The organism is Celeribacter baekdonensis B30, from assembly GCF_000299875.1.
Taxonomy (GTDB): Bacteria; Pseudomonadota; Alphaproteobacteria; order Rhodobacterales; family Rhodobacteraceae; genus Celeribacter; species Celeribacter baekdonensis_A.
Genome location: NZ_AMRK01000006.1, coordinates 213,988 through 236,413, shown reverse-complemented (window position 1 = coordinate 236,413; position 22,426 = coordinate 213,988). Strand labels below are relative to the sequence as shown.

Annotated in this window: 16 protein-coding genes; 9 read left to right on the top strand and 7 right to left on the bottom strand. The window is 59.1% G+C overall.

All coding sequences use genetic code 11. The features are described from left to right. Positions 1–244 precede the first annotated feature (244 nt). From B30_RS12705 to B30_RS12680, 6 genes are all read left to right on the top strand, one after another. Positions 245–502 carry a DUF4212 domain-containing protein gene (locus tag B30_RS12705; RefSeq protein ID WP_009572495.1) on the top strand — a complete coding sequence of 86 codons (258 nt, stop codon included), beginning with the start codon at positions 245–247 and terminating at the stop codon, positions 500–502. Between the two features lie 12 nt (positions 503–514). Then, positions 515–2,242, top strand: a complete 1,728-nt coding sequence (locus B30_RS12700) for a sodium:solute symporter family protein (protein WP_009572494.1) — start codon at positions 515–517, stop codon at positions 2,240–2,242. Between the two features lie 105 nt (positions 2,243–2,347). Beyond that, complete coding sequence (locus B30_RS12695; RefSeq protein ID WP_009572493.1) at positions 2,348–4,165, top strand: putative nucleotidyltransferase substrate binding domain-containing protein; 1,818 nt, start codon at positions 2,348–2,350, stop codon at positions 4,163–4,165. Between the two features lie 28 nt (positions 4,166–4,193). Next, positions 4,194–4,709 carry a hypothetical protein gene (locus B30_RS21445; protein WP_009572492.1) on the top strand — a complete coding sequence of 172 codons (516 nt, stop codon included), beginning with the start codon at positions 4,194–4,196 and terminating at the stop codon, positions 4,707–4,709. A gap of 25 nt (positions 4,710–4,734) precedes the next feature. Continuing rightward, complete coding sequence (locus B30_RS12685; RefSeq protein ID WP_009572491.1) at positions 4,735–5,124, top strand: response regulator transcription factor; 390 nt, start codon at positions 4,735–4,737, stop codon at positions 5,122–5,124. Next, positions 5,114–7,222, top strand: a complete 2,109-nt coding sequence (locus tag B30_RS12680; protein WP_009572490.1) for a 3'-5' exonuclease — start codon at positions 5,114–5,116, stop codon at positions 7,220–7,222. Before B30_RS12685 ends, B30_RS12680 begins: the two co-directional genes overlap by 11 nt. A gap of 4 nt (positions 7,223–7,226) precedes the next feature. Here the strand turns inward: B30_RS12680 and B30_RS12675 are convergent, their stop codons facing one another. The 6 genes from B30_RS12675 to B30_RS12650 all read right to left on the bottom strand — a co-directional run bounded on the left by B30_RS12675 (position 7,227) and on the right by B30_RS12650 (position 18,957). Further along, the gene (locus tag B30_RS12675) at positions 7,227–7,832 is read right to left on the bottom strand and encodes an NUDIX hydrolase (RefSeq protein ID WP_009572489.1); all 606 of its coding nucleotides are present in this window, start codon (positions 7,830–7,832) and stop codon (positions 7,227–7,229) included. A gap of 21 nt (positions 7,833–7,853) precedes the next feature. After that, complete coding sequence (locus tag B30_RS12670; protein WP_009572488.1) at positions 7,854–9,023, bottom strand: HlyD family type I secretion periplasmic adaptor subunit; 1,170 nt, start codon at positions 9,021–9,023, stop codon at positions 7,854–7,856. Then, positions 9,023–11,704, bottom strand: coding sequence for an ATP-binding cassette domain-containing protein (locus B30_RS12665; protein WP_232616920.1), 2,682 nt, complete (start codon positions 11,702–11,704; stop codon positions 9,023–9,025). The genes B30_RS12670 and B30_RS12665 overlap by 1 nt, the downstream gene beginning before the upstream one ends. Then, a complete protein-coding gene (locus B30_RS12660; RefSeq protein ID WP_009572486.1) occupies positions 11,701–13,056 on the bottom strand; it encodes a TolC family protein in 1,356 nt (451 codons plus the stop codon). The genes B30_RS12665 and B30_RS12660 overlap by 4 nt, the downstream gene beginning before the upstream one ends. A gap of 82 nt (positions 13,057–13,138) precedes the next feature. Next, positions 13,139–16,285, bottom strand: a complete 3,147-nt coding sequence (locus B30_RS12655) for an Ig-like domain-containing protein (RefSeq protein WP_009572485.1) — start codon at positions 16,283–16,285, stop codon at positions 13,139–13,141. 233 nt (positions 16,286–16,518) lie between these two features. Further along, positions 16,519–18,957 (bottom strand): heavy metal translocating P-type ATPase, encoded by a 2,439-nt coding sequence (locus B30_RS12650; protein ID WP_040402409.1) that lies wholly within the window; start codon positions 18,955–18,957, stop codon positions 16,519–16,521. A 121-nt stretch (positions 18,958–19,078) separates the two neighbouring features. On the opposite strand from B30_RS12650, the gene B30_RS12645 reads away from it, so the two are divergent. From B30_RS12645 to B30_RS12635, 3 genes are all read left to right on the top strand, one after another. After that, positions 19,079–19,279 (top strand): heavy-metal-associated domain-containing protein, encoded by a 201-nt coding sequence (locus B30_RS12645; RefSeq protein WP_009572483.1) that lies wholly within the window; start codon positions 19,079–19,081, stop codon positions 19,277–19,279. Between the two features lie 70 nt (positions 19,280–19,349). Further along, the gene (locus B30_RS12640; protein WP_040402454.1) at positions 19,350–20,198 is read left to right on the top strand and encodes a 2-dehydro-3-deoxygalactonokinase; all 849 of its coding nucleotides are present in this window, start codon (positions 19,350–19,352) and stop codon (positions 20,196–20,198) included. After that, a complete protein-coding gene (locus B30_RS12635) occupies positions 20,195–21,190 on the top strand; it encodes an aldose epimerase family protein (protein ID WP_009572481.1) in 996 nt (331 codons plus the stop codon). Before B30_RS12640 ends, B30_RS12635 begins: the two co-directional genes overlap by 4 nt. Here the strand turns inward: B30_RS12635 and B30_RS12630 are convergent. Beyond that, on the bottom strand, positions 21,187–22,422 hold the full coding sequence (locus tag B30_RS12630; RefSeq protein WP_009572480.1) for a urate hydroxylase PuuD: 1,236 nt from the start codon (positions 22,420–22,422) through the stop codon (positions 21,187–21,189). The two genes, B30_RS12635 and B30_RS12630, sit on opposite strands and share 4 nt — an antisense overlap. Positions 22,423–22,426: the final 4 nt, after the last annotated feature.

Sequence of the window (22,426 nt, the reverse complement as noted above, 5' to 3'; positions counted from 1 at the left end):
AATTGATCAGCAATTCGTTGTATCAAAAAACTGCGTGAATTTTACGCAGATATGGTAGAGTAACGCATCGCCTCCACCAAATGAGGGGCGGTGCCACAGGTCCCGGATCGCACGCACAACCCGTGTTGATCCATCTGGGAAGGGAGCCGGGCCCCACGAGGAGGTGGGACCCGTAACGTAAAGGACCCACGATGCTGCCCGGAACAGGGTGCGCATGGGTCGGGGACAAAAGGGAGGACCGCACATGGCGGACAACTCAGAAAACAATGCCTACTGGGCCGCAAACAAGCGGATCATCGTCATCTCGCTGGTGATTTGGTTCATCTGCTCCTTTGGCTTTGGCATCCTGCTGCGCCCGATGCTTGCGGGCATCAAGATCGGCGGCACGGATCTTGGCTTTTGGTTTGCACAACAGGGCTCGATTCTCGTGTTCCTGGTGCTCATTTTTACCTACGCGATAAAAATGAACAAACTCGACAAAGAACACGGCGTCGACGAATAAGGAGCGCATGGAATGGACCAGTTTACCCTCAACCTGATCGTTGTGGGCGCGACCTTTGCGCTCTACATCGGCATCGCGATTTGGGCCCGTGCGGGTTCCACATCTGAATTTTATGCGGCGGGCCGGGGTGTTCACCCTGTGCTCAACGGCATGGCCACCGGCGCGGACTGGATGTCTGCTGCATCGTTCATCTCGATGGCCGGTATCATTTCCTTTGGCGGCTACAACACGTCTGCTTACCTCATGGGGTGGACCGGCGGCTATGTGTTGCTCGCCATGTTGCTTGCCCCTTACCTGCGCAAGTTTGGCAAATTCACGGTTCCGGAATTCATCGGCGACCGTTTTTATAGCCAAACGGCACGCACCGTGGCTGTGATCTGCTTGATCACCGCATCGCTGACCTATGTGATCGGTCAGATGACCGGCGTGGGCGTGGCCTTCTCCCGGTTCCTCGAAGTGGAAAACACCACCGGCCTGTTGATCGGTGCAGCTATCGTGTTCTTCTATGCGGTTATCGGCGGCATGAAGGGCATCACCTACACACAGGTGGCACAGTATGTCGTGTTGATCATCGCCTACACCATCCCGGCGATCTTCATCTCGCTGCAACTAACCGGCAATCCGATCCCGCCGCTGGGCCTGTTCTCGGATGCAAAATCCACTGGCCTGCCTTTGTTGGAAACGCTGAACGGCATGCTGGGTGATTTGGGCTTTACCGAATACACCAAACAGACTGACACGACCCTCAACATGTTCCTGTTCACCATGTCTTTGATGATCGGGACCGCGGGTCTGCCGCATGTGATCGTGCGCTTCTTCACCGTGCCGAAAGTGTCTGATGCACGCTCCTCTGCCGGTTGGGCCTTGGTGTTCATCGCGCTTTTGTACCTCACCGCTCCGGCTGTGGGTGCTATGGCACGCGTTAACTTGATCGACACTGTCTACCCGAATGGCACAACCGAAGCGCCGCTTGCCTATGAAGCGCGTCCGGATTGGGTCAAAAACTGGGAACTGACCGGTCTTTTGGGCTTTGACGACAAAAACGGTGATGGCCTGATCAACTATGTGGCCGACAAGAACGCAAATGAGTTCACCGTGAACAACGACATCATCACGCTTGCGAACCCGGAAATCGCCAATCTGCCGGGTTGGGTGATTGCGCTGGTGGCCGCTGGCGGTCTTGCCGCCGCTCTGTCCACCGCCGCAGGTCTTTTGATGGCCATCGCATCGGCTGTGTCGCACGATCTCATCAAGTCGCAGATCAACCCAGCCATTTCCGAAAAGGGCGAACTTTTGGCCGCTCGGGTCGCAATGGCTGTGGCGATCGCAGTGGCAACCTACCTGGGCCTGAACCCTCCGGGCTTCGCAGCGCAAACGGTGGCTCTGGCCTTTGGTTTGGCGGCGGCGTCGATCTTCCCGGCGTTGATGATGGGCATTTTCTCAAAGCGCATCAACAACAAGGGCGCGGTTGCGGGCATGATCACCGGTTTGGTTGTGACCATCGTCTACATCTTCCTGCACAAGGGCTGGTTCTTCGTGGCCTCGACGGCGTCCTTCTCTGACGCTGATCCGATGATCTTGTCGATCAAATCGACCTCCTTCGGAGCCGTCGGTGCAATCCTCAACTTTGCGGTTGCGTACATTGTCTCGAATGCAACAGAAGAGCCGCCGGTAGAGATCCAGGAACTGGTCGAAAGCATCCGCATCCCGCGCGGTGCTGGCCAGGCGGTCGATCACTAAACTTTGGGTTTCGGGCTGGCCTCAGGGCTGGCCCGTCGCCATAGTACAGGGGCGCGGGGGCCAGTGGCTTTCGCGCCTCTTTCAATTTTACTTTGGACAGTCGCGATGGAAACCACCGCAAAGATCATCAGCTTTCTCCACACCACCCACCCCTACGATGTTTTGCCCGAAAGTGAGTTGGCGGAGCTGTCCACCTCCTTTTCCCGCAAAAAATTTAACGACGGCGAAGTGATCTATGCCCATGGCGAGTTGCTTGAGGGGCTGTATCTGATCAAGGAAGGTGCGGTTGAGATCACCGATATCAACGGCGCACAGGTCTCGCTGTTGCAAAAATCGAACCATTTCGGTGAACGCGGCCTGTTGCGCGACGGGCATGCGGCGACGACCGCGACCGCCGCCTCCGAGTGCACGGTTTTGGTACTCACACCGGAGGCGTTCAAAACCGAAGTGGCCGCGAACCCGGCCTTTGCCCGCTATTTCAACCGCGGCCAAGCCCGCCCCAAAGTCGCCACGGGGCTGATGACCCAACATGTCTCCGACCTGATGGCCCATGCGCCTGTGACCTGCTTAGAGACCACCACAATCTCCGATTGCGCGCGGATGATGCGCGATCACATGGTCTCCTCTGTGGCGGTGACCGAAGGTGCCCGGCTGACTGGTTTGGTGACTGTGCGCGATATGACCAACAAAGTTTTGGCCGACAGCCTTGATACCACCCTGCCCGTTTCCACCATCATGGCGCGCGATCCGATCACCCTGGACCCCGGCGCGCTTGGCACCGATGTCATCCATGTCATGTTGGAAAATCACATCGGTCACCTGCCGGTTGTCGAGGGCGGCACATTGGTCGGCATGGTCACCCAAACCGACATCACGCGATTCTTTGGCTCGTCGCAAACCCAAATGGTGTTTGATCTCTCAAACGCAAAAACCATCGTCGATATGGCTGCGGTCACGGCCCGCTTGCCCGAATTTCTCATGCAACTTGTCGGCGCACATCTGGCGCATGATGTGGTGACACGAAAGATCACCGACATCGCCGATATCGTCACCCGGCGCCTGTTGAAAATGGCCGAGGATGAATTTGGCCCCGCTCCTGTGCCCTATCTGTGGGCCGCCTGTGGGTCGCAAGGGCGGCGTGAACAGACTGGCGTGTCGGATCAGGACAATTGTTTGATCATCGACAATGCTGCAACAGAGACCGATATGGCCTATTTCCGCAAGCTGGCCAAATTCACCTGCGACGGGCTTAACGCCTGCGGCTATGTCTATTGTCCCGGCGACATGATGGCGATCACGGATCGGTGGTGTCAAAAGCTGTCGGTTTGGGAGGGCTATTTCAACAAATGGATCAGCGCCCCCGACACTGAGGCGCAAATGTTGGCCTCCGTCATGTATGACCTGCGACCGATTTCAGGCGATCACAGCCTGTTCATACCGTTGCAGGACACGGCTTTGAAAGCCGCTGCGAAGAACTCGATCTTTGTCGCCCATATGATTGCCAATTCACTCAAACACACCCCGCCCTTGGGCCTGCTGCGCGGCTTTGCCACGATCAAATCCGGCGAACATCGCAATGCTTTGGACATGAAACACAACGGGGTGGTGCCGATTGTTGATCTTGGGAGGGTCTATGCGCTTCAGGGCACATTCACAGCCGTAAACACCCGCGCGCGCATCGAGGCGGCGATTGAGGCCCACGTGATTTCCGAGAGTGGCGGCAAGGATTTGCTTGCCGCCTATGACACAATCGCCACCGCCCGGTTGGAACATCAGGCCGCGCAGGTGCGCGATGGCACCCCGCCCGACAATTTCATGAGCCCCTCGGCCCTTCCGGCCTTTGAGCGCTCGCATTTGCGCGATGCATTCGTCATCGTGCGCACCATGCAATCCTCGCTCGGCTCGTCCGCCGCGCGCAGTTGACCAAACCTGAAAGAAGGGACCAATCCCCATGCTTCTCGAATTCATCGCCACCATCACCGCCGGCGTCGGCGCTGCCGGATTTATCCTTGGCCTGCAAAAACTCACCCGGATCAAATTCCCGAAATGGGCCATGCCCGCCGCCGCAGGTGCGGCCATGTTGGCCTTTGCGATCTGGAGCGATTATTCGTGGTACAACCGCGCGCTGGACGGCATTGGCGAAGGCAAAGTCGTGGCCACCACGATTGAGAAAAGCCAGGTCTGGCGGCCTTGGACCTATCTCGTTCCGGTCACCACCCGCTTTATCGCCCTCGACAAAGACGGGGCGACTGTTGAGGACGGCACGGTTATGACCGACATGTATCTGATGGCGCGGCGCGGCGATGCGGCCATCGTACCGACCGCTTTTGATTGCATTCAGGGCCGTCGCGCCGATTTGGTTGGTCTTAAAAAAGGCCCGATCAACGAGATGCTGGCACAGGCCGATTGGTACGCCATGCAAAGCGACAATCCGATCCTGCGCACCGCCTGCGATGCGTTGAGATAACACCACGGAGGGGAGACCGTAAAAGATGCAAGGCAAACCGCGCATTCTTTTGGTGGAAGACGAGGACAATATCGCCATTGCCATTGAGCTTTTGCTGTCGCGCGAAGGCTATGACATCCTGCGTGTTGCGGATGGCACTCAAGCCATCCCCAACATCCGCGCACAACAGCCCGATCTGGTGATTTTGGATGTCACATTGCCGGGGAAATCCGGCTATGAGGTCTGCCAATCCATGCGCATGACCCACGATCTGACCGCGACCCCGGTGTTGATGATGTCAGCCCGCGCCTCACAGGCCGAACAACGCAAGGGGCTTGCCATGGGGGCCAACGCGTTTTTGACCAAACCCTTTGCGATGGATGATCTGCGGTCGCGCGTGGCCGAGCTGATCACGGGAGATCGAGATGAAAGTTGAACATTGGTCGCTGCGGCTTCGGGTCTTTCTGTTCTTCGCGGGCCTGGCAGCAGGGGCGATCATGGCGGTCCTGGCGGGGCTTTATCTGGGATTTGCCCGCCTGCATGTGCCTGAGGCCCGCGATGGGTTTATCTTTGCCGGTGCGATTGCCAGCTTTGCCATTCTTGCCATGGTGGTCTGGATTTGGCTGATGTTTGACGAAAATGTTGCCAAACCAATCCAACGTCTGGCTGGCGGCATGTTGGCGCGGGCGCACGCCGATGTCGATGAGGCGCTGAACGAGAAAACCGCGCGCTACCTGGGCGATCTTGCCCCCGCCGCCCACGCTTTGACCGAAAACCTGGTCAGCACCCGCAACAAATTGGCCGAGACCGTGGCGATGGAAACCACCCGTTTGGTCGACGAAAAAGAGCGGCTCTCCACCCTCTCCGCCGAGATGCCGCATGGCGTGGTCTTGCTGTCCGGTCTGCATAAAATCGCCTTTTACAACGGCGCCGCAGCACATCTTTTGTCCGCCGATCATACGCCCGGTTTGGACCATGAAATCTTTGACTTCCTGCGCCCCGCTCCGATCCGCTCGGCCTATGCCAGGCTTTGTGCGGGCGAAGGTGGCGAGGGTCATGTCCTGCCTCTGACCGTGGCCACGCGGCATGGCGGTCAAATCCTGTCGGCCCGCATGCGGTTGATGCATGCGCCCAATGAGGGCGATGCAACACCGCCCTATGTGTTGAGTTTGGATGACGTGACCGACGACCTCGCGATCCATGCCAAACGCGAAAAGCTGTTGTCGCGGATGTTTGATCGCCTGCGCCCATCCATGGCCTCTTTGCAGACCACATTGGCGGCGCGTGAGGCGGATGACACGCTGCGCAATGATCCCCGGTTGAACACCGCACTGGTCAGCGAAATGCAGGTCCTGACCACGGCCATCGCCACGTTTGACGCTGAATATGAGGCAACAAAGGCCGATTGGTGGCCGATGGCTTCGGTGCGTGGCTCTGAACTTTGCGATGCTTTGCGCGCGCAATTGGCGCAAGGCGACACCGCCCTGACCGCCGATGTGGTCGAACCGCTTGTCCTCACCTTGGACGCGGTCCAGATCATCACCCTGATCGCCCATATCGCCCGACTGGTGACCCAAGACGGCGGCCGGGCATTGTCGTTTTTGATTTCCCGCGAAGAGGACGGCGGCGCGATGTTGGCACTGGGATGGTCGGGCGCGCCTTTGTCCGTTGATCGGTTGGAAACATGGCTGACCCAGCCGCTTGACGTAGGTTTGGCCGATATGACCGGGCGCGACATCCTTGCAGCACATGGCACCGACATCTGGCCGGAATTTGGCCGCGCCTCCCGTGCCGTCCTGAAACTGCCGATCCGCTCCGCGCGCCCTGTGCGACGCGCCCCGGTCGATGGGCGGCGCACCGTGAGCTATGACTTTGATCTGTTAGCGCATCGGCCATCGAAAGAGGTGATGGAGACCCCCCTCTCTCACCTGACCTATGTGGTGTTTGACACGGAAACCACCGGGCTTTTGCCCTCGCAAGGCGACGAGATTTGTCAAATCGCGGCGCTGCGCGTGGTCAATGGCAAGGTCCGCAATACGGAAACGCTCGACGCGCTGGTCAATCCCGGACGCCCCATCCCCGCCTCAGCCACCGAAGTTCATCACATCACCAACGCCATGGTCAAAGATGCGCCCTCGATTGATGTGGTCGGGCGACAGCTTCACAGCTTTGCCCGCGGTGCAGTTTTGGTCGCCCATAACGCACCGTTTGATTTGGAATTTCTACGCCGCCACGAGGCCGGAATTGGCGCGACGTTCAACAACCCGGTGCTTGATACCGTGCTGCTTTCCGCCATCGTGTTTGGTCAGTCGCAAGAACACACGCTCGATGCAATCTCCGCCCGCCTCGGTGTCAAAATTCCGCCCGAGGCGCGCCACACCGCCATGGGTGATACGGTGGCGACCGCACAAGTGTTTATCAAAATGCTGCGCATGGCCGAGGAGCGGGGGATTGTGACCTTTGGCGATGCTCTGACGGAAATGCGCAAACATAAACGCCTGTTGCAGGACGCCAATCAGCCCGAAAACGCGTGACGGGTTACGGCAGGGACCGGATTTGTCCCACATCAGAGCGGTGATCGTAAAACGGCACCTGCTCTGGCGGCAACGTCTTGTGCATCGCCGCCTCGACCTCGGCCAAAACCACTCGCGTGACAAAGGGCAGATCGAAACCGCGCGCGCCCGCAAGTGTCACCCATTGCAAATGCGACAGCTCGTCCTCGGCTCTTGAGAAATCATCCGGGTCGTTGGCCAAACGTGCCGCATCCACCAGAAAAAACCGCGCATCAAACCGACGCGGACGTCCCGGCGGGGTGATGGCGCGGAACACGAAATGCAAATCCGTAACGTCCGGCAAAATCAACCCGGTCTCTTCGCGCAGCTCGCGCAACGCCGCGTTGGGCAACGCGCGCGTCATCTCAGGCGGGGAGTCAGCGGCCAGTCGGCGCGCGCAAACCGGCGTCAACTGACCGGGCGGATCACGATCAAAATCCTCCGCATCGACAGCACCGCCCGGAAAGACAAATTTGCCCGGCATGAACACCGCGCCATGGCCACGCTGCCCCATCAAGACACGCGGCACCTCGGTGTCCTGACGCAGCAGGACCACCGTTGCGGCGTCGCGTATGGGAATATCTTGGCTCATACCGTCATCCTACGCGCAACCCTAAGGCTCGCGAAAGGCCTCGCGTGATTTGTAGAGCGGTTTCAGCAGATATTGCAAAAACGTCTTTGATCCGGTGTGTAATTCGACCTGCGCGCGCATACCGGGACGGATCTCGATCTGTTGTTGCCGCTCGGTCAAGCTGCTCAGATCAACCGTCGCCGTCACCCGGTAATAGGGCTCGGCCTTCGGATCGCGCTCATCTTTAAATGTATCCGCCGACACCACCTGAACCTTGCCCTTCAAAGAGCCATAAATCGTGTAATCATAGGCGGATAACTTGATCGTCGCGTCTTGGCCCGGTTGCACATGAGCAATGTCTTCGGGGCGTACACGTGCTTCGACAAACAGCTCTTCGTCCACCGGAATGATCTGAACCAACTCCTCGCCGGGCCGAATCACGCCGCCGATCGTCGTCACCATCAGGCTGTTCACAATGCCTCGCATCGGCGCGACAATCACTGTGCGACCCAGTTGATCATTGGCCAAGGTCAGCGCCTGTTTCACTGAGGCCAATTCTTTCAGCGTGTCGGAATAGTCTTCGGCACGCTGCAATTCCGCCTGCGTGACGATCTCATTGTATTTGAGTTGCGCATCAGAATGCGATTTGCGCGCGCGGGTCACCTCGATCAGTGACACCACGTTTTTCGTCAGCATGTCCTCCATCAAGGCCCGCTCGGTCTCCGCCTGTTTCAAAACCGCCATCGCGCCATCTTTGCGGGCCAAATAATCGCCAACCCGCGCTTTCAAAAGCGCCTTTTCCGAGGCCAATACTGTTGCTGCCCGCGTTGCAAGATCGTCAGACACGACAAACGCGTCCTCACCCTCAAGCTCCGCCTCAAGCCGCAAACGCCGCACCTCTAAGGCGTCGATTTTTTCCTGAAGATCATCGACGGAGGTGCGAAACTCCGTGCCCTGCAATTTGGCAAGCACTTGCCCCTGTTCGACCTCTTGGCCCTCGTGCACCAAAAGCTCGGACAGAATCCCACCCTCAAGGTTTTGCACAATTTGCGGCCGCGAAGAGGAAATCATTTCGCCATCGGAACGCACGATCTCATCGACCCGCGCAATGGCCGCCCAGAGCAAAAAGATCACAATCACAACGGCCGAAATGCGAATGATCCAACCCGGACGATCCATGTCCTTGTCGAGCATGTCGTCGAACGTGGCCATCAGCGCGTGCTCGCTTTTTCGAGATGCGCCATGACCTGAGCCCGCGGTCCGTCGACCACCAATCGCCCGTCTTTAAACACCATTGCCCGGTCGGCAAGGGCGACGATGGGCAAACGGTGTGTGGCAACGACGACGGTGCGGCCCGAAAGCCAGTCAGTGAGCCGCGCCACAAGCGCGGTTTCAAGCGCCTGATCCAAGGCCGCGGTCGGTTCATCCAACAGACAGACAGAGGGGTTTTGCAGCCACAGCCGTGCCCAGCCAATCGACTGTCGTTGACCGACAGAAAGACCTTCGCCACCATCGCGAATTTCAAGGTCCAGCCCGCGGTGATGCCCGCGCACAAACGCGCCCAGCCCAGCAAAATCCAAGGCGGCGAGCAGGCGGTCATCATCGCGCTCCATTCCGCCCAGGTTCAGGTTGTCGCGCAGTGTCCCGGCAAACAGCCGCACATCTTGGCCAAGGTAACCGACAGACCGACGAATGTCGCGCGGATCAATTTGCGACATCTCGGCACCGTCCAGCAAAATGCGCCCTTGCGTCGGGGCATAAAGCCCGGCGAGAAGTTTCAGAAAGGTGCTTTTTCCCGATCCATTGGCACCCAGCACCGCAATTTTTTGTCCCGCTTTGATATCGAGCCCCGGCAGATCAAGCGTCGGCGCGCCCTCTGTGTCATAGCGAAACTGTGCCTCGCGCAGCACGAATGCGCCGTTGATCTGCGGACGACGGAGGAAATTGCGATCCCCGCCATTGTCCTGTGGGGCAGCGGCAATTGCGTCCAATCCATCCAGCGCCGTTTTGACATTGGTCCACCGCGCCATCGTCGCCGAAAGCTGGGTCAGAGGTGCCAAAGTGCGGGAGGTCAAGATGCCGGTTGCGATGATCGTCCCAACGGTAAATTCGCCGGCAAAAACCAAATAGGTTCCGGCGACCACGGCCAAAACATAGGTCAATTGCTGCACACCTTGGGACCAAAAGGTCAGCATGCCGGAGAGTTTGCGCTGTTCCGACGATTTCGCCGCAGACAAGAAATTCAACTCATCCCAAATCCGCCGCACCCGATCTTCGCCGCGTTGAGTTTTGATCGTGTCGAGTTCAAACACCGCCTCATGCAAAAGCCGCGTCGATTTGGCCGATGCGCCCTGGGTCTCTTGGGTCAGGCGCATCATTCGTTTTTGGAACAAATAGCCGGGCACCACCATGATGATCGCGCCCATGACCAAAATCCAAACGATTGGGCCAGAAATCGAGGCCACGAGCGCAAAGAACAAAAAGATAAACGGAATATCAGCGACCGATCCAATGGTCGAGGCGGTGAAAAATTCACGCACCGAACCGAATTCACGCATGGCGGAAAACAACCCTGTCGGCGTTGTCGGCCGCGCATCAGACCGCATCCCCAGAAGGCGCTCCATCAACATCGACTGAACCCGCATTTCAATCTGACGCCCGGCCCCATCCATCAAACGCGAGCGCGCGAGTTTCAAAACCGCTTCCAATGCGATGGCCAAAACCGCGCCCAGCGCCAGCACCCAAAGGGTGGCCTGCGATTGATGCGGGATCACCCGATCATAGACCTGTAGCGAAAACAGAGCGACCGCCACGGCCAACATATTGGCCACGAGCGAACCCAATGCGATCTCGCCAATCTGCCGTTTGAACGCCCCGAATTGCCCCCAAAACCAATGCTGTTTTGACAAAAGTGGCACATGAGTGGCCGCTAGTGTGTCCAAAGTTTTCCCGGCGCGCACGATGGTTCCGGTGAAGAACGGCGCAAATTCATAGAGCGGTACTTCGGCCACGTGATCGGTCCCGGTGTGGTCGAAAACGGTCAGAACCTCACCCTTTTGCGACCAGACAAGGACGATATGGCCAGATGACATATAAGCCAACGCGGGCCAGGCCTTGGGCGTGATCGCGGCCAGATGGGTGACTTCGGCGGAGAGGCCCGTCAGGCCAATCGCACGCGCCATGGCGGCGGGGGCGACATCTTCGCCAGTTTGATCCGCAAAGCTTTCAATCAGGTCAGAGATCATCGCGCGTTGACCAAAACGCGCGGCAAGTGTCGCGACCAATTCGGCACGTTGCAGAAACTTGCGCGAAAACACCGTTTGGTCCAGACGCGGGGCCGGTTCCGGCTCCGGGATCTGGACCTGTTGCTGAGTCTGCGGGAAAATATCAGCAGGTTCAACAGGGGTGGCGACCTGCGCCTCTTGGTGCTGTGTGACCGTTTCGTCCTGTATCATTTGCGGAGCAGGCGGCACATCACGGGCCGCTTGGCGCGCCTTGGCTTCGGCTTTCACCTCTGCCGCATCGCGTTTGGGTTTGCGCGCGGCTTCTGCGGCTTGGCGGGCCTTTTCAACGCGCTGTGCCTTGGCTCTTTCACGTGCCTCGCGTTCCTCGGCGCGCAGCTTTTCGGCTACCTCTTCGCGCAGCCGTGCCTCACGCGCCGTGTCGGCCACCTTGCGCCGCACCGCCTCGGTCGCTGCGCGTTTCTTTTCCACCATCGGATCAACTACGCGCGCAGGGTTATGAACCGCAGGTGCCACTTTCGTTTTCAGACCACCCCGGCCTTGGGACCCCAGATGAACGGTCAAAGGGGCCTTTGGACGATTGGACACATCTTCGGGAGTCTCAGGCCTGGCTGAGGTGACAGTAAAAGCAAGTTTTGGTGCTTTCCTCATATGTCCACCCCATCGGCCAGTGCTCCTGACACACGCGCGATCTCAAGTTCGGTCAGGGCAATTTCATATTTCAAATCAATATGTTTCAACTCATCGCGGATCATTTGCTCATAGACGCTCAACACGTCCATGACGCTTTTTTGCCCGGCTTCGAATTGGTCTTGGAAAATGCGGTAATTGGCGCGGGTTTGTTCGACCAAATCGGCAGCGTCACGTTCTTGGCGGCGCAGGGCCGAGAGTTGACTATCGAGCCGCGCCCTTTTGCGTGCGGAGGTTTCACGCGCCTTTGCGACCTGTGCGCTGGCGGCCAATTCACGCGCACGGCTGGCCTCCATTTCCGCGCCAGTGCCAAGCCCCAAGCCCGCCCCATCATAGGCAGCTCCGGTGCTGTTCTTCTGACCCAAAAGGGTGGAGGCGGAGAGGGTCGGCAACATCGCGGCACGCTGTGCTTTGGCCTCTGCAATGGTGCGTTTGGCCTCGGCTTCGGCGCGCAGAACCTCAAGCGTCGTCACAGAGCCGGAGGGCAAAGAAATCCCCATGGCCTGATCAAGAACCGGGAGCTTGACGCCGCCGGTCAGCGTGTCCAGCTCCGCCCATGCGCTGTCTTCAGCCTCGCGGTGGGTGCTGGTTTCATGCTGCATTTCCGACAGGGTCGAGCGCACGACACGTTGATCCGACAGGCTCGACGCGCCGCCTTTGACCCGCTCAGTGACAACCCGATTGAACTCCTGCATTCGGCCCAAGCCACGCTCGGCCATGCCTGATTTTTCATGAGCCTCGGCGGCGGTGATGTAAAGCGTAAGCCCCTCATACAGCCGGTCATTGACGTCTTGCGACAGTGCCACAGCGGAAACTTCGACATCGGCGGCGGCAAATTCGCGCTCGGCCTTGTGTTTGCCGTTGTCATAGAGGGTGACGTCCACCAACAGGCCCGCGACCACTTCGCCCAAAGAATTGAGCGTGATCGAGGGGCCGATGGTCGGCATCCAATTGGTAGAGCGGGCAATCGCGCGCATTTTGGAGGCGCGCAATTCGGCTTCGGCCACACCCGACGAGGTGGCAAGCACGGCGGTTGCGACCGTGTCGTAGGCGGAGCCGGGCGTTAACACCGAACGACGCGCGATCAGATCAGAAATCAAGGGCGAGGCTTCACCGGAATTGGCGGCAGAGAGGCTTGGGGTTGCGGGGTCTTTGGCCTCGGCAACCGTTCCGGCTTTCGCCCCTGTATTGCCCTTGAAAAAGGCCACAGGCTTGACGTCAAGCAGGTTTGATACCCCAGACGAACCGGCGGTACAGCCAGTCACAAACACTGCCGCCCCCAAGAGCGCACTCAATTTACCCAAAGACTTCATACCACCCGTCGCGCTCCCCCGCCCCCGCGCTTCCTTAGCGAGTGCGGGCACAGAAACGCACCCGCCCCCATTGTTTTCACCGTTACGGCAGGACCACTTCGATGTGGTGATCAATCATCACTTGATCATCGCCCAGCGTATAGATGTCGTAGGTCGCACCATCAATCGTGGCGCTGTCCCCCGTCACCGCCCCACCTTCAAGCACCACGCGATCGTCTGCGCCACCATGGATGGTCAAAACGCCATCTTCGCCTACGATCCGGTCCAAATCAGCCGTAGACAGCGTGACCTCACCGCCGTTGACGAATTGAAGATCAATCGCGCCAAGGTCGAATTGATCAAGCCCGGAATTGTCGATATCCACCTCGAAATAGGCCCCATCGGGACGTTCGTTTGTGGTGTCGAGCACGAGCAATGTATCGGACTGGTTGCCCGCCACATCTTCGAACGCGATGACAATCTGGTCGCCGTTCGACACATGGCTGCCAAAGTTGAGCAAGGTCTGCGCCCCAAGGTCATAATCGGTGTGCGAAATCTCGGTCGAGGACCCGCTTTCATCGAGAGAATAGACCGACACATCGTCGCCCATCTCACTGACGGAGACCGAATGCACCCCATCCGTGCCGCGCGTCACGGTTTCGACGAAGGGTGACGAAACCTCGGTGTCGATGGTGACCTGCGCCGTCTCGGTGCGCGTGTTGCCAGCGGCATCGGTGGCGTCGATTTGCACATTGGCGGCATAGGTTCCTTCGGGAATTTCACCAGCTGCGTAGCTCACGCTCCAATTGCCCGCCGCATCGACGGAGGCAAGATGGCGAATGCCGTTGAGGGTCACATAAACAGTCGATCCCGGCTCAACAAACCCGGTCAAAGTTGCACCAGAGTGCACCTCCGCGAGGTTGATGAACATATCGCCGCTGGCATCTCCGCTCAGGCCCAGAGAGGTGACCAAAGTGTCATAAGTGATGGTTTCAGACAGCGACGCGGTATTGCCCGCCGGGTCTGTCGCGTTGATGATAACGTTGGCGGAGCCTTCGCCAGAGGGCAGCGCAGAGGCCGGAATGGTCGCGGACCAATTGCCCGCGCCATCGACGGCGGCCATGTAATTTTGGCCCTGAAAGGACAACACAACAGTGGACCCCACCTCAACCGTTCCCGCAAGTTGAACGCCAGACTGGGACTCGAGGCCGTTGACCACACCGTCTGACCCGCCTTGCTGGGCGGTCTCGGCAAAATTGCTGACAAACGTGTCGACTTCAACGGCGGTTTGCACAGTTTTCGTGTTGCCCGCCGCATCGGAAATCGTGGCCGACGCACCGGTGTCATATTCGCCCGGAGTGACTTCGTAGGCGGCAAAGAAGGCCGCGAACGTCCCGGCATTGGTCGAGGTGACCGTATGGGTCACGCCGCCCAATGTGACGGTGATCGTGTGGTTCGGGGTTGCTGTGCCGCTGACCCAGACCCCATCGGAGGCCTCAACGGCGTTGATCACGTTATCGCCTTCGATCGGGTTGGCGGAGAGCGCAATGTCGCCCGCAACCGTATCGACATGAACCGTGCTTGTGGTGGTCGCAGTGTTGCCTGCGGCATCGGTGGCAACGGCAGTCAGGGTGGTGTCATATTCACCGCTCGCCAAACTGCCCGCCGCATAGGCCGCGGTCCAATGCCCCGCCCCATCCGCCACGGTGGTCACGGAAACACCCGAAAGCGTCACAACGACGGTTGCGCCCGGCTCGGCCGTCCCGGCAAAGCTCATGGATTGCTGGCTCTCAGCCAAGTTGATGGTTTCGTCGCCACCCGAATGACCCGCGTTGATCGCCACACCGGTTTCGGTGTCGATCGAAAAGGTGCCCGTCGCGGAGGCCGTATTGCCCGCCGTATCGGTGGACACGGCTGTGACCTCTGCGGTGTAGCTGCCCTGCTGCAGGGAACCGTTTTCATAGGTCACGGACCATGTGCCATCTTCGCCAACGGTCGCGCTGCGCGCAACGCCTGCCACGGTGACAGTGACCGAAGCGCCCGCTTCACCCAGCCCGGTCAAGACGACACCGCCGTTCATTTCGGACAGGTTGACCATACCATCGCCACCCGCGGCTCCGGCATTCACCGACAGCGATGCCTCAAGGTCAATTGCGATGTCATGGGTGTAGGTCGCGGCATTGCCGTAAATGTCCGTCACGGTAGCGGTGACGGTGCTGTCATAGGTGCCCGCAGGCAGTTGGGCGCCATCAAAGGTGACAGACCATGTACCATCTGCACCCACCACGGTTTCGATGGACTGACCTTCAAGCTCGACCACAACGGTCGCCCCCGCCTCGGATTGACCCGAAACCGGAATCCCATCGCTTGCCTCAGAAATATTGACGATATCGTCGCCTTCGACGGTATCAAAGCTGAGATCTTCGGGGGCGGTGTCGACCAATAGCGTGTCGGTGACCGTTGTCGAATTGCCCGCCTCATCGGTGGCCACGACGGTCACGTCGGTGGTGTATTCGCCGGTCTCAATCGCGTCGCTGTCAAAAACCGCCGTCCAAGTGCCGTCTTCACCGACCGTGACGGTTTCCGTGGTGTCATTGATCGTGACCTCCACAACGGCCCCCGGCTCACCACCACCTGTGATCTCAAAGCTGCCGCTGTCGTAAATCTCACCGTTCACATAGTCGCCAACGCTTTCAACGCCAGTCACGATAGAAACATCGGGGGCGGTCGTGTCGCCTTCGCCACCACCATGACCAGTGCCGCCGCCATTGCCACCGTCGATCAAAATGACGCCAGCCGCCGCCGCTGCTGCGGCACCCGCGCCGCCAAGACCAAGCCCTGCAAACGCCAGAGGTGCCACAACCGGTTCGATACGCTCCAGATCGAGAAAAGCAAGCTGATCGTATTCGCTCCATTTTCCGGTCAAGTCGATGTCTTGGTAAGAGGCGACGAGATCACCCTGATTTTCATCCGCGAAATCGACCTTGGTCATCAGGCCGCGTTCCGAGAGAAAGAGATCGTGATCGCCCCCCTCAAAGAACCCCTCAAGAACAATCGACTTGCCGCCGATCAACTCGACAACAAGGTTTCCGCCGTCACGAGAATACCCCGAAACTGCGGCAGCCGACATGTTCAAAGAGATATCTTCGACGCCCTGAACCGAAATCGATTCAACATTTTCAGAGAGGGGGAGTGTACCTGTGTCTACATTGCCCGCGAGATCGCGGACCGAATACTGAATGCCCAACATTTTACCAATTCACTTCTGCTCGATGTACCGTTGCGTACCCAAAAAATGGTCGCAACTTGTTACTAGTTCTCCCAGCAAACTATAGGATCGAGGATTCTCCCGCTAGAGGATAAATGTCACGTCGGTACAAATTTGGCCCATTTTTCCACCAGATAGGCGACCAAACTCACCCTATACGTGTAAATGTAGCGCCTTATGCTATATCTAGAATACAGGTAAAGATGCCGCCGAACTTAAAATGCCGCGCGCAGTCCGCGCAGCCGCAATGCGTTCGAAAGCACAAAAACCGAAGACATCGCCATCGCACCCGCGCCCAACATCGGCGACAATTGAATCCCAAAAGCGGGGTAGAGCGCACCCGCCGCAACCGGAATGAGTGCGGCATTATAGGCAAACGCCCAAAACAGGTTTTGCCGGATATTGGCCATGGTTTTACGGCTGACATCCAAAGCGGTGACCACGGCCCCCGGATCGCCCCCCATCAACACCACATCCGCCGCCTCAATCGCCACGTCGGTCCCGGTACCAATCGCCACGCCGACATCGGCAGAGGCCAGGGCGGGGGCGTCATTGATCCCATCACCAACAAAAGCGACGGAGCCGAAACTCTGTTGCAGCGCGCTCACGATTTTGGCTTTGCCTTTGGGCAAGACCTCGGCCTCGACATGGTCAATGCCGAGGTCACGCGCGATGGCTTCGGCCGCTTTGCGCGTGTCTCCGGACACCATCGCAACCTTGATCCCGCGCGCATGCAGCGCCTCGATCGTCCGGCGCGAGGTTGGGCGGACCGGATCGGAGATACCAATCACCAGAGCGGGAACGCCATTCACCGCCACCAAAACCGGAGTGCGGCCCTGCTCAGCCAAATCGGACAACGGCGCTTCGAACGCATCTGTGGCAATCTTTTCCCGGCTCATCAGGCGCATATTGCCGATCAGGATGTCTTTGCCCTCCACCTCGGCCTTCATCCCATGGCCAGCGACAGCGCGCGCTTTGGTGACCTCTGGCAAGCGCAACCCACGCGCCTCGGCGGCGCGCTCAATGGCGCGGGCAATCGGGTGTTCGGACTGGGCCTCGGCGGCGGCAACCATGGCAAGGAGCATGTCTTCGTCCCCCTCTAAAACCACCACATCGGTCACATCCGGGCGTCCCTGTGTCAGCGTGCCGGTTTTGTCAAAGGCGATGACTTTGACGCCCTGAAGCGCCTGCAACGCATCGCCTTTGCGAAACAAAACTCCCAGCTCGGCGGCGCGCCCAGTGCCCACCATGATCGAGGTCGGCGTCGCCAGCCCCATCGCACAGGGGCAGGCAATGATCAGCACCGCAACCCCTGCGACAAGAGCATGGGCCAACACAGGCTCCGGCCCAACGACCAGCCAAATCGATACCGTCAACACCGCCAGCGCCATCACGACGGGCACGAAATACATCGTCACCTTATCGACGAGCGACTGGATCGGCAGTTTCGCGCCCTGCGCCTCTTCGACCATGCGAATGATCTGGGCCAGCATCGTATCCGCACCGACCTTTTCAGCGACATAGGTCATGCTGCCTTCGCCGTTGACCGTGCCCGCGATCACCGCCGCGCCCTCAGCCTTGGCCACCGGGATCGGCTCGCCGGAAATCATCGCCTCATCAACATGGCTTTCACCCGAGAGCACCCGGCCATCGACGGCAATCTTTTCGCCCGGACGCAGGTGCAGGACATCGCCGACCTTGATCTCTTCAATCGGCAGTTCGATCACAGCCCCTGCGCGTTCGACCCGCGCCACTTTGGCACGCATCCCGGCAAGTTTGCGGATCGCCTCACCCGTGCGCCCCTTGGCCCCCGCCTCCAACCAGCGTCCCAGCAGGATCAGCGTGACGATGACAGCGGCGGCTTCGAAATACACATTCTGTGCGCCCATCGGCACGGCTTGCGGCCAAAAGGTCACGACGGTGGAATAGGCAAAAGCGGCCCCCGATCCCAGCGCCACAAGCGCGTTCATATCCGGTCCACCGCGCAACAGCGACGGGATGCCTTTGCTGAAAAACACCCGCCCCGGTCCCGCAAGCACCACGCATGTGAGCGCGAATTGCACCATCCGCCAAAGCCATTCCGGCACGGTCATCATCCACCAATGATGCAGCGCCGGAATCAAATGCCCGCCCATCTCGATGACAAAAATCGGCAAGGTGAGCGCGGCGGCCAAGACCAGCCGCTTGCGTAGAACTCGTGCCTCATCGGCTTTGCGGTTAACCGGAGCGGCCTCGCGATCCATCCGCGCCCGCGCGTCATAGCCGGATTTGGCAATGGCTTTGGTCAGGCTCTGGACATCCTGAACGCCCGCCAGATAGCGCACCTGCGCCGTCTCGGCGGCCAGATTGACAGAGGCCTCCCGCACCCCCTCAAGCGCAGCAAGCGCACGTTCGACCCGCCCTACACAAGACGCACAGGTCATGCCCTGAACGTCAAATGTCACCTCTTCGGTCCGCGCCGGATAGCCCGCCTTGTCCAAGGCCGCGACCAACCCCGCAACATCCGCCGGGGCATCAAATGTCACCTCCGCCGTCTCTGTGGCAAGGTTCACATTGGCGTTTGAAACACCCGTCGTGCTGTTTAAGGCGCGCTCAACACGGCCCACACAAGAGGCGCAAGTCATACCTTCGACGGATAAACGGGTGCTGTGCATTTTTGTCGCTCTGGCTTTTTGGTCCATAGAGGTTAAGTAAGAGTCTGATACCATGAGGGCAAGGCACCACGCCGTGACATAGCGCCCTATCCCTCTTTCCCTTCTGCACGAGGTCAAATGAATGTCTGTCTTTTCCGTCCCCGATATGAGCTGCGGCCATTGCAAAGCCGCGATCACCGAAGCGCTTGAGGCCGTGGACGACACAGTTGAAATCTCCGTCGATATGGACGCGCGCGAGATTGACGTGTTTTCCGAGGCGGGTGATGAGGCCATTCTCACCGCGTTGAAGGCGGCGGGATATCCGGCAGAACTGAAAAGCTAGTCCGCCACCATTGCACCCTATCGCTCTGCGCGCTAACGCTGAGATCAAGGGCAAAAGCATGGGGATGACAATGACCACGCCAGACTGGATTGCCGTCGATTGGACCGCGCTCGGTTTGACCGTTTGGGGCATGAACGCCGAGGGATCGGTTTTGGCCGAGGCCAAGGCAGAGGCCCCGACCGACACCGCCGGGTTTGACACCGTGCTCGCAACGATTTTGCAGGGCTGGGCCATCCCCGCCAGCACACCGATCGTGGGCGCTGGCCGCTTTGCCCATGCGCCCCGTCCGGTGCCGTGTTTGGCGATGCCGGAGCATTTTTCCGCCACCTCGCCGCTGTATTTCCCGGCCCTGTCCCAACAAGAGCCCCGCCATGTGACCCTTGGCATGGAGGCGGCGATTGCTGGATTTGTGGCCCAGAACCCAAAATTCGATGGCGTTTTATGCCTGCCCGGTGCGCGCATGACGGTGTGGGCGCATATCTCGGCCGAAGAGGTCGTGTCGTTTCGTTCGGTCGCAACCGGGCTGATCATGACCGGGCTGACACAGCAGGCAGGTTTTGACACGCTCCTGTCCGGCGAGGCCTTGGACCAAGCGGTCTTTACGGATGCCGTCTCGGATGCAATGTCGCGGCCCGAACAGGTCAGCTACCGCATCGCCTCGCTCGAGGCCGAAACCTATTTGGGCGCTCTCGCCCCTGCGCGCGCGCGCGCCACGGCACTTGGCCTTTTGATCGGGGCGGAACTGGCGGCGACGCGGCCCTATTGGCTGGGTCAACCGATTGCTCTGATTGGCGATGCCGATCTGCGCGCACCTTACAGGCTGGCCTTGGACGCGCAATATGCCATGATCACCGTCTATGACCGTACAGAAATGGTCCGTGCAGGGCTTTACGCGGCTTTCAGGAAGGCATTTGGATGATTGCGCCCTTTGGCACAACGAAAGCGGGGCGTCCGGTGGACGCCATCACGATCAGCGCAGGCGATTTAACCGCCAAAATCCTGACCTTTGGGGCGATCCTCAATGATGTCCGTCTCCAAGGCGTGCCCTATGGGTTGACGCTTGGGTCCAACGACCTGGCCGCTTATGACCGTGGGCCGATGGATTATTTTGGCACTTTGGTCGGTCCTGTGGCCAATCGGATTTCGGGGGCCTCTGCCACGCTCGATGGGCAGGTGTTGACCTTTGACGCCAATGAGGGCGAGACCACGCTGCACGGTGGCACCGAGGGGATGCACACCGAGATTTGGCAAATTGCCGATCACACAGACCATTCGGTCACGCTGACGCTCACCCTGTCCAACGGCAAAGGCGGCTTTCCCGGCACGCGCCAGATCACCGCTCGTTACGAGGTTGAAGCCCCCACGACCCTGCGCCTGCGCCTTTCGGCCACAACCGATGCGCCGACCTTTATGAACATCGCCAACCACTCCTATTGGTCGCTGGATGGTCGCGCCACCACCGAGGGGCATTGGCTGAAACTCAACGCGGATCGCTATACGCCGGTCGATGCGCGACTGATCCCGACCGGGGTGTGTGATGTGGTGGGCACTGGGTTTGACCTGCGTGAGGGACGGGTTTTGCGGCCCTCGGACGCCCAACGCTATGACCACAATTTTTGCCTCTCGGATCAGCCCGGCGAGATGAAACAGGCCGCTGTTCTCAAAGGCGAAACCGGGGTGACCCTTGTGATGGAGACGACCGAGCCGGGGCTACAGGTGTTTGACGCAGCGCCGATTGACAGTGGCACGTTCTCCGGTCATCGCGACGTGCCCGAGGTAGGGTTTTGTGGTGTGGCCCTGGAAGCGCAACGCTGGCCCGATGCGCCAAACCAGCCCACGTTTCCTTCGGTGATTTTACGTCCCGGTGAGACCTATGCCCAAGAGACCCTCTGGCGGTTTTCGAAAGACTAACCGTCCAGCCCCGCCTCATACCATTTGCGGATCATCTCGCGGCTCTCGTCATCCATATAGGTCAGATTGTTCGGCGGCATGGCATGGGTAACGCCAGCCTGAAGCCAAATCTCTTTCGCCATCGTCGCGATCTCTTGCGAGGTTTCCAACCGCACGCCTTTGGGCGGGGAGGCCATGCCCTGCCACACGGGTTCGCGGGCATGACACATGGAGCAGTTGCCCAAGACGATGTCATGCACATCCTCAAAACCTTCGGCACTGGCGAACCTCTGCGCTGCCGGGCCAAACACGGCGGCCTCGTCGCCATCTTCTTTGTCCTGAAGGAAAATCCCCGCCGTCGACAACCACATGATCGCCGCAAACAACCCTGCCGTCAGGCCCCAGGTCCACCACAACATGCCACCGCGTTTGTGCATGGTGTTGAAGAAATGGCGGATCGTGACCCCCATCAAAAACACCAGCGCCGCGATGATCCAATTGTATTTCGACGCAAAGGCCAGCGGATAGTGGTTCGACAGCATCATGAACAACACTGGCAGGGTGAGGTAGTTGTTATGGGTTGAGCGTTGCTTGGCGATCTTGCCATATTTCGGGTCCGGCGTGCGGCCTTCGACCAAATCTTTGACCACGATTTTCTGGTTCGGGATGATGATAAAGAACACATTGGCGGTCATCACCGTGGCGGTAAACGCCCCAAGGTGCAGGAAGGCGGCGCGACCTGAAAACACTTGGGTATAGCCCCACGCCATGATCACAAGCACAACATAGAGAAACAGCATCAACCGGGTGTTGTCGTCGCCAAATTTGCTTTTGCAGACAAAATCATAGGCGATCCAACCAATCGTCAAAGAGGCCAGAGACAACCCTATCCCGGCCCAAAGCGGCATGTCGAGCACATTGGGATCAACGAGATAGAGCTCGGCCCCCAGATAATAGACCACGAACATCAAGGCGACGCCCGACAGCCATGTCGCATAGCTTTCCCATTTGAACCAGATCAGATCGGCGGGCATGCGCGCCGGCGCGACCATGTATTTTTGGATGAAATAAAAGCCGCCGCCATGGACCTGCCATTCTTCGCCAGACACGCCTTGGCGGCGATCCGTGGAGGGGCGCAAGCCCAAATCCAGTGCGATGAAATAAAACGACGAGCCGATCCACGAGATCGCCGTGATCACATGAACCCACCGCAAGGCGAACTCGGCCCATTCCCAAAAAATCGCCAAGAACATGCGT

Excerpts from the sequence above, each read along its gene's own strand:
- B30_RS12695 (WP_009572493.1), top strand. The coding sequence starts at position 2,348 with ATGGAAACCACCGCAAAGATCATCAGCTTTCTCCACACCACCCACCCC.
- B30_RS12700 (WP_009572494.1), top strand. The coding sequence starts at position 515 with ATGGACCAGTTTACCCTCAACCTGATCGTTGTGGGCGCGACCTTTGCG.
- B30_RS12645 (WP_009572483.1), top strand. The coding sequence starts at position 19,079 with ATGTCTGTCTTTTCCGTCCCCGATATGAGCTGCGGCCATTGCAAAGCC.
- B30_RS12660 (WP_009572486.1), bottom strand. The coding sequence starts at position 13,056 with ATGAAGTCTTTGGGTAAATTGAGTGCGCTCTTGGGGGCGGCAGTGTTT.
- B30_RS12665 (WP_232616920.1), bottom strand. The coding sequence starts at position 11,704 with ATGAGGAAAGCACCAAAACTTGCTTTTACTGTCACCTCAGCCAGGCCT.
- B30_RS12630 (WP_009572480.1), bottom strand. The coding sequence starts at position 22,422 with ATGTTCTTGGCGATTTTTTGGGAATGGGCCGAGTTCGCCTTGCGGTGG.
- B30_RS12650 (WP_040402409.1), bottom strand. The coding sequence starts at position 18,957 with ATGCACAGCACCCGTTTATCCGTCGAAGGTATGACTTGCGCCTCTTGT.
- B30_RS12655 (WP_009572485.1), bottom strand. The coding sequence starts at position 16,285 with ATGTTGGGCATTCAGTATTCGGTCCGCGATCTCGCGGGCAATGTAGAC.
- B30_RS12640 (WP_040402454.1), top strand. The coding sequence starts at position 19,350 with ATGACCACGCCAGACTGGATTGCCGTCGATTGGACCGCGCTCGGTTTG.
- B30_RS12635 (WP_009572481.1), top strand. The coding sequence starts at position 20,195 with ATGATTGCGCCCTTTGGCACAACGAAAGCGGGGCGTCCGGTGGACGCC.
- B30_RS12670 (WP_009572488.1), bottom strand. The coding sequence starts at position 9,023 with ATGGCCACGTTCGACGACATGCTCGACAAGGACATGGATCGTCCGGGT.
- B30_RS12675 (WP_009572489.1), bottom strand. The coding sequence starts at position 7,832 with ATGAGCCAAGATATTCCCATACGCGACGCCGCAACGGTGGTCCTGCTG.
- B30_RS12680 (WP_009572490.1), top strand. The coding sequence starts at position 5,114 with ATGAAAGTTGAACATTGGTCGCTGCGGCTTCGGGTCTTTCTGTTCTTC.
- B30_RS12685 (WP_009572491.1), top strand. The coding sequence starts at position 4,735 with ATGCAAGGCAAACCGCGCATTCTTTTGGTGGAAGACGAGGACAATATC.
- B30_RS21445 (WP_009572492.1), top strand. The coding sequence starts at position 4,194 with ATGCTTCTCGAATTCATCGCCACCATCACCGCCGGCGTCGGCGCTGCC.
- B30_RS12705 (WP_009572495.1), top strand. The coding sequence starts at position 245 with ATGGCGGACAACTCAGAAAACAATGCCTACTGGGCCGCAAACAAGCGG.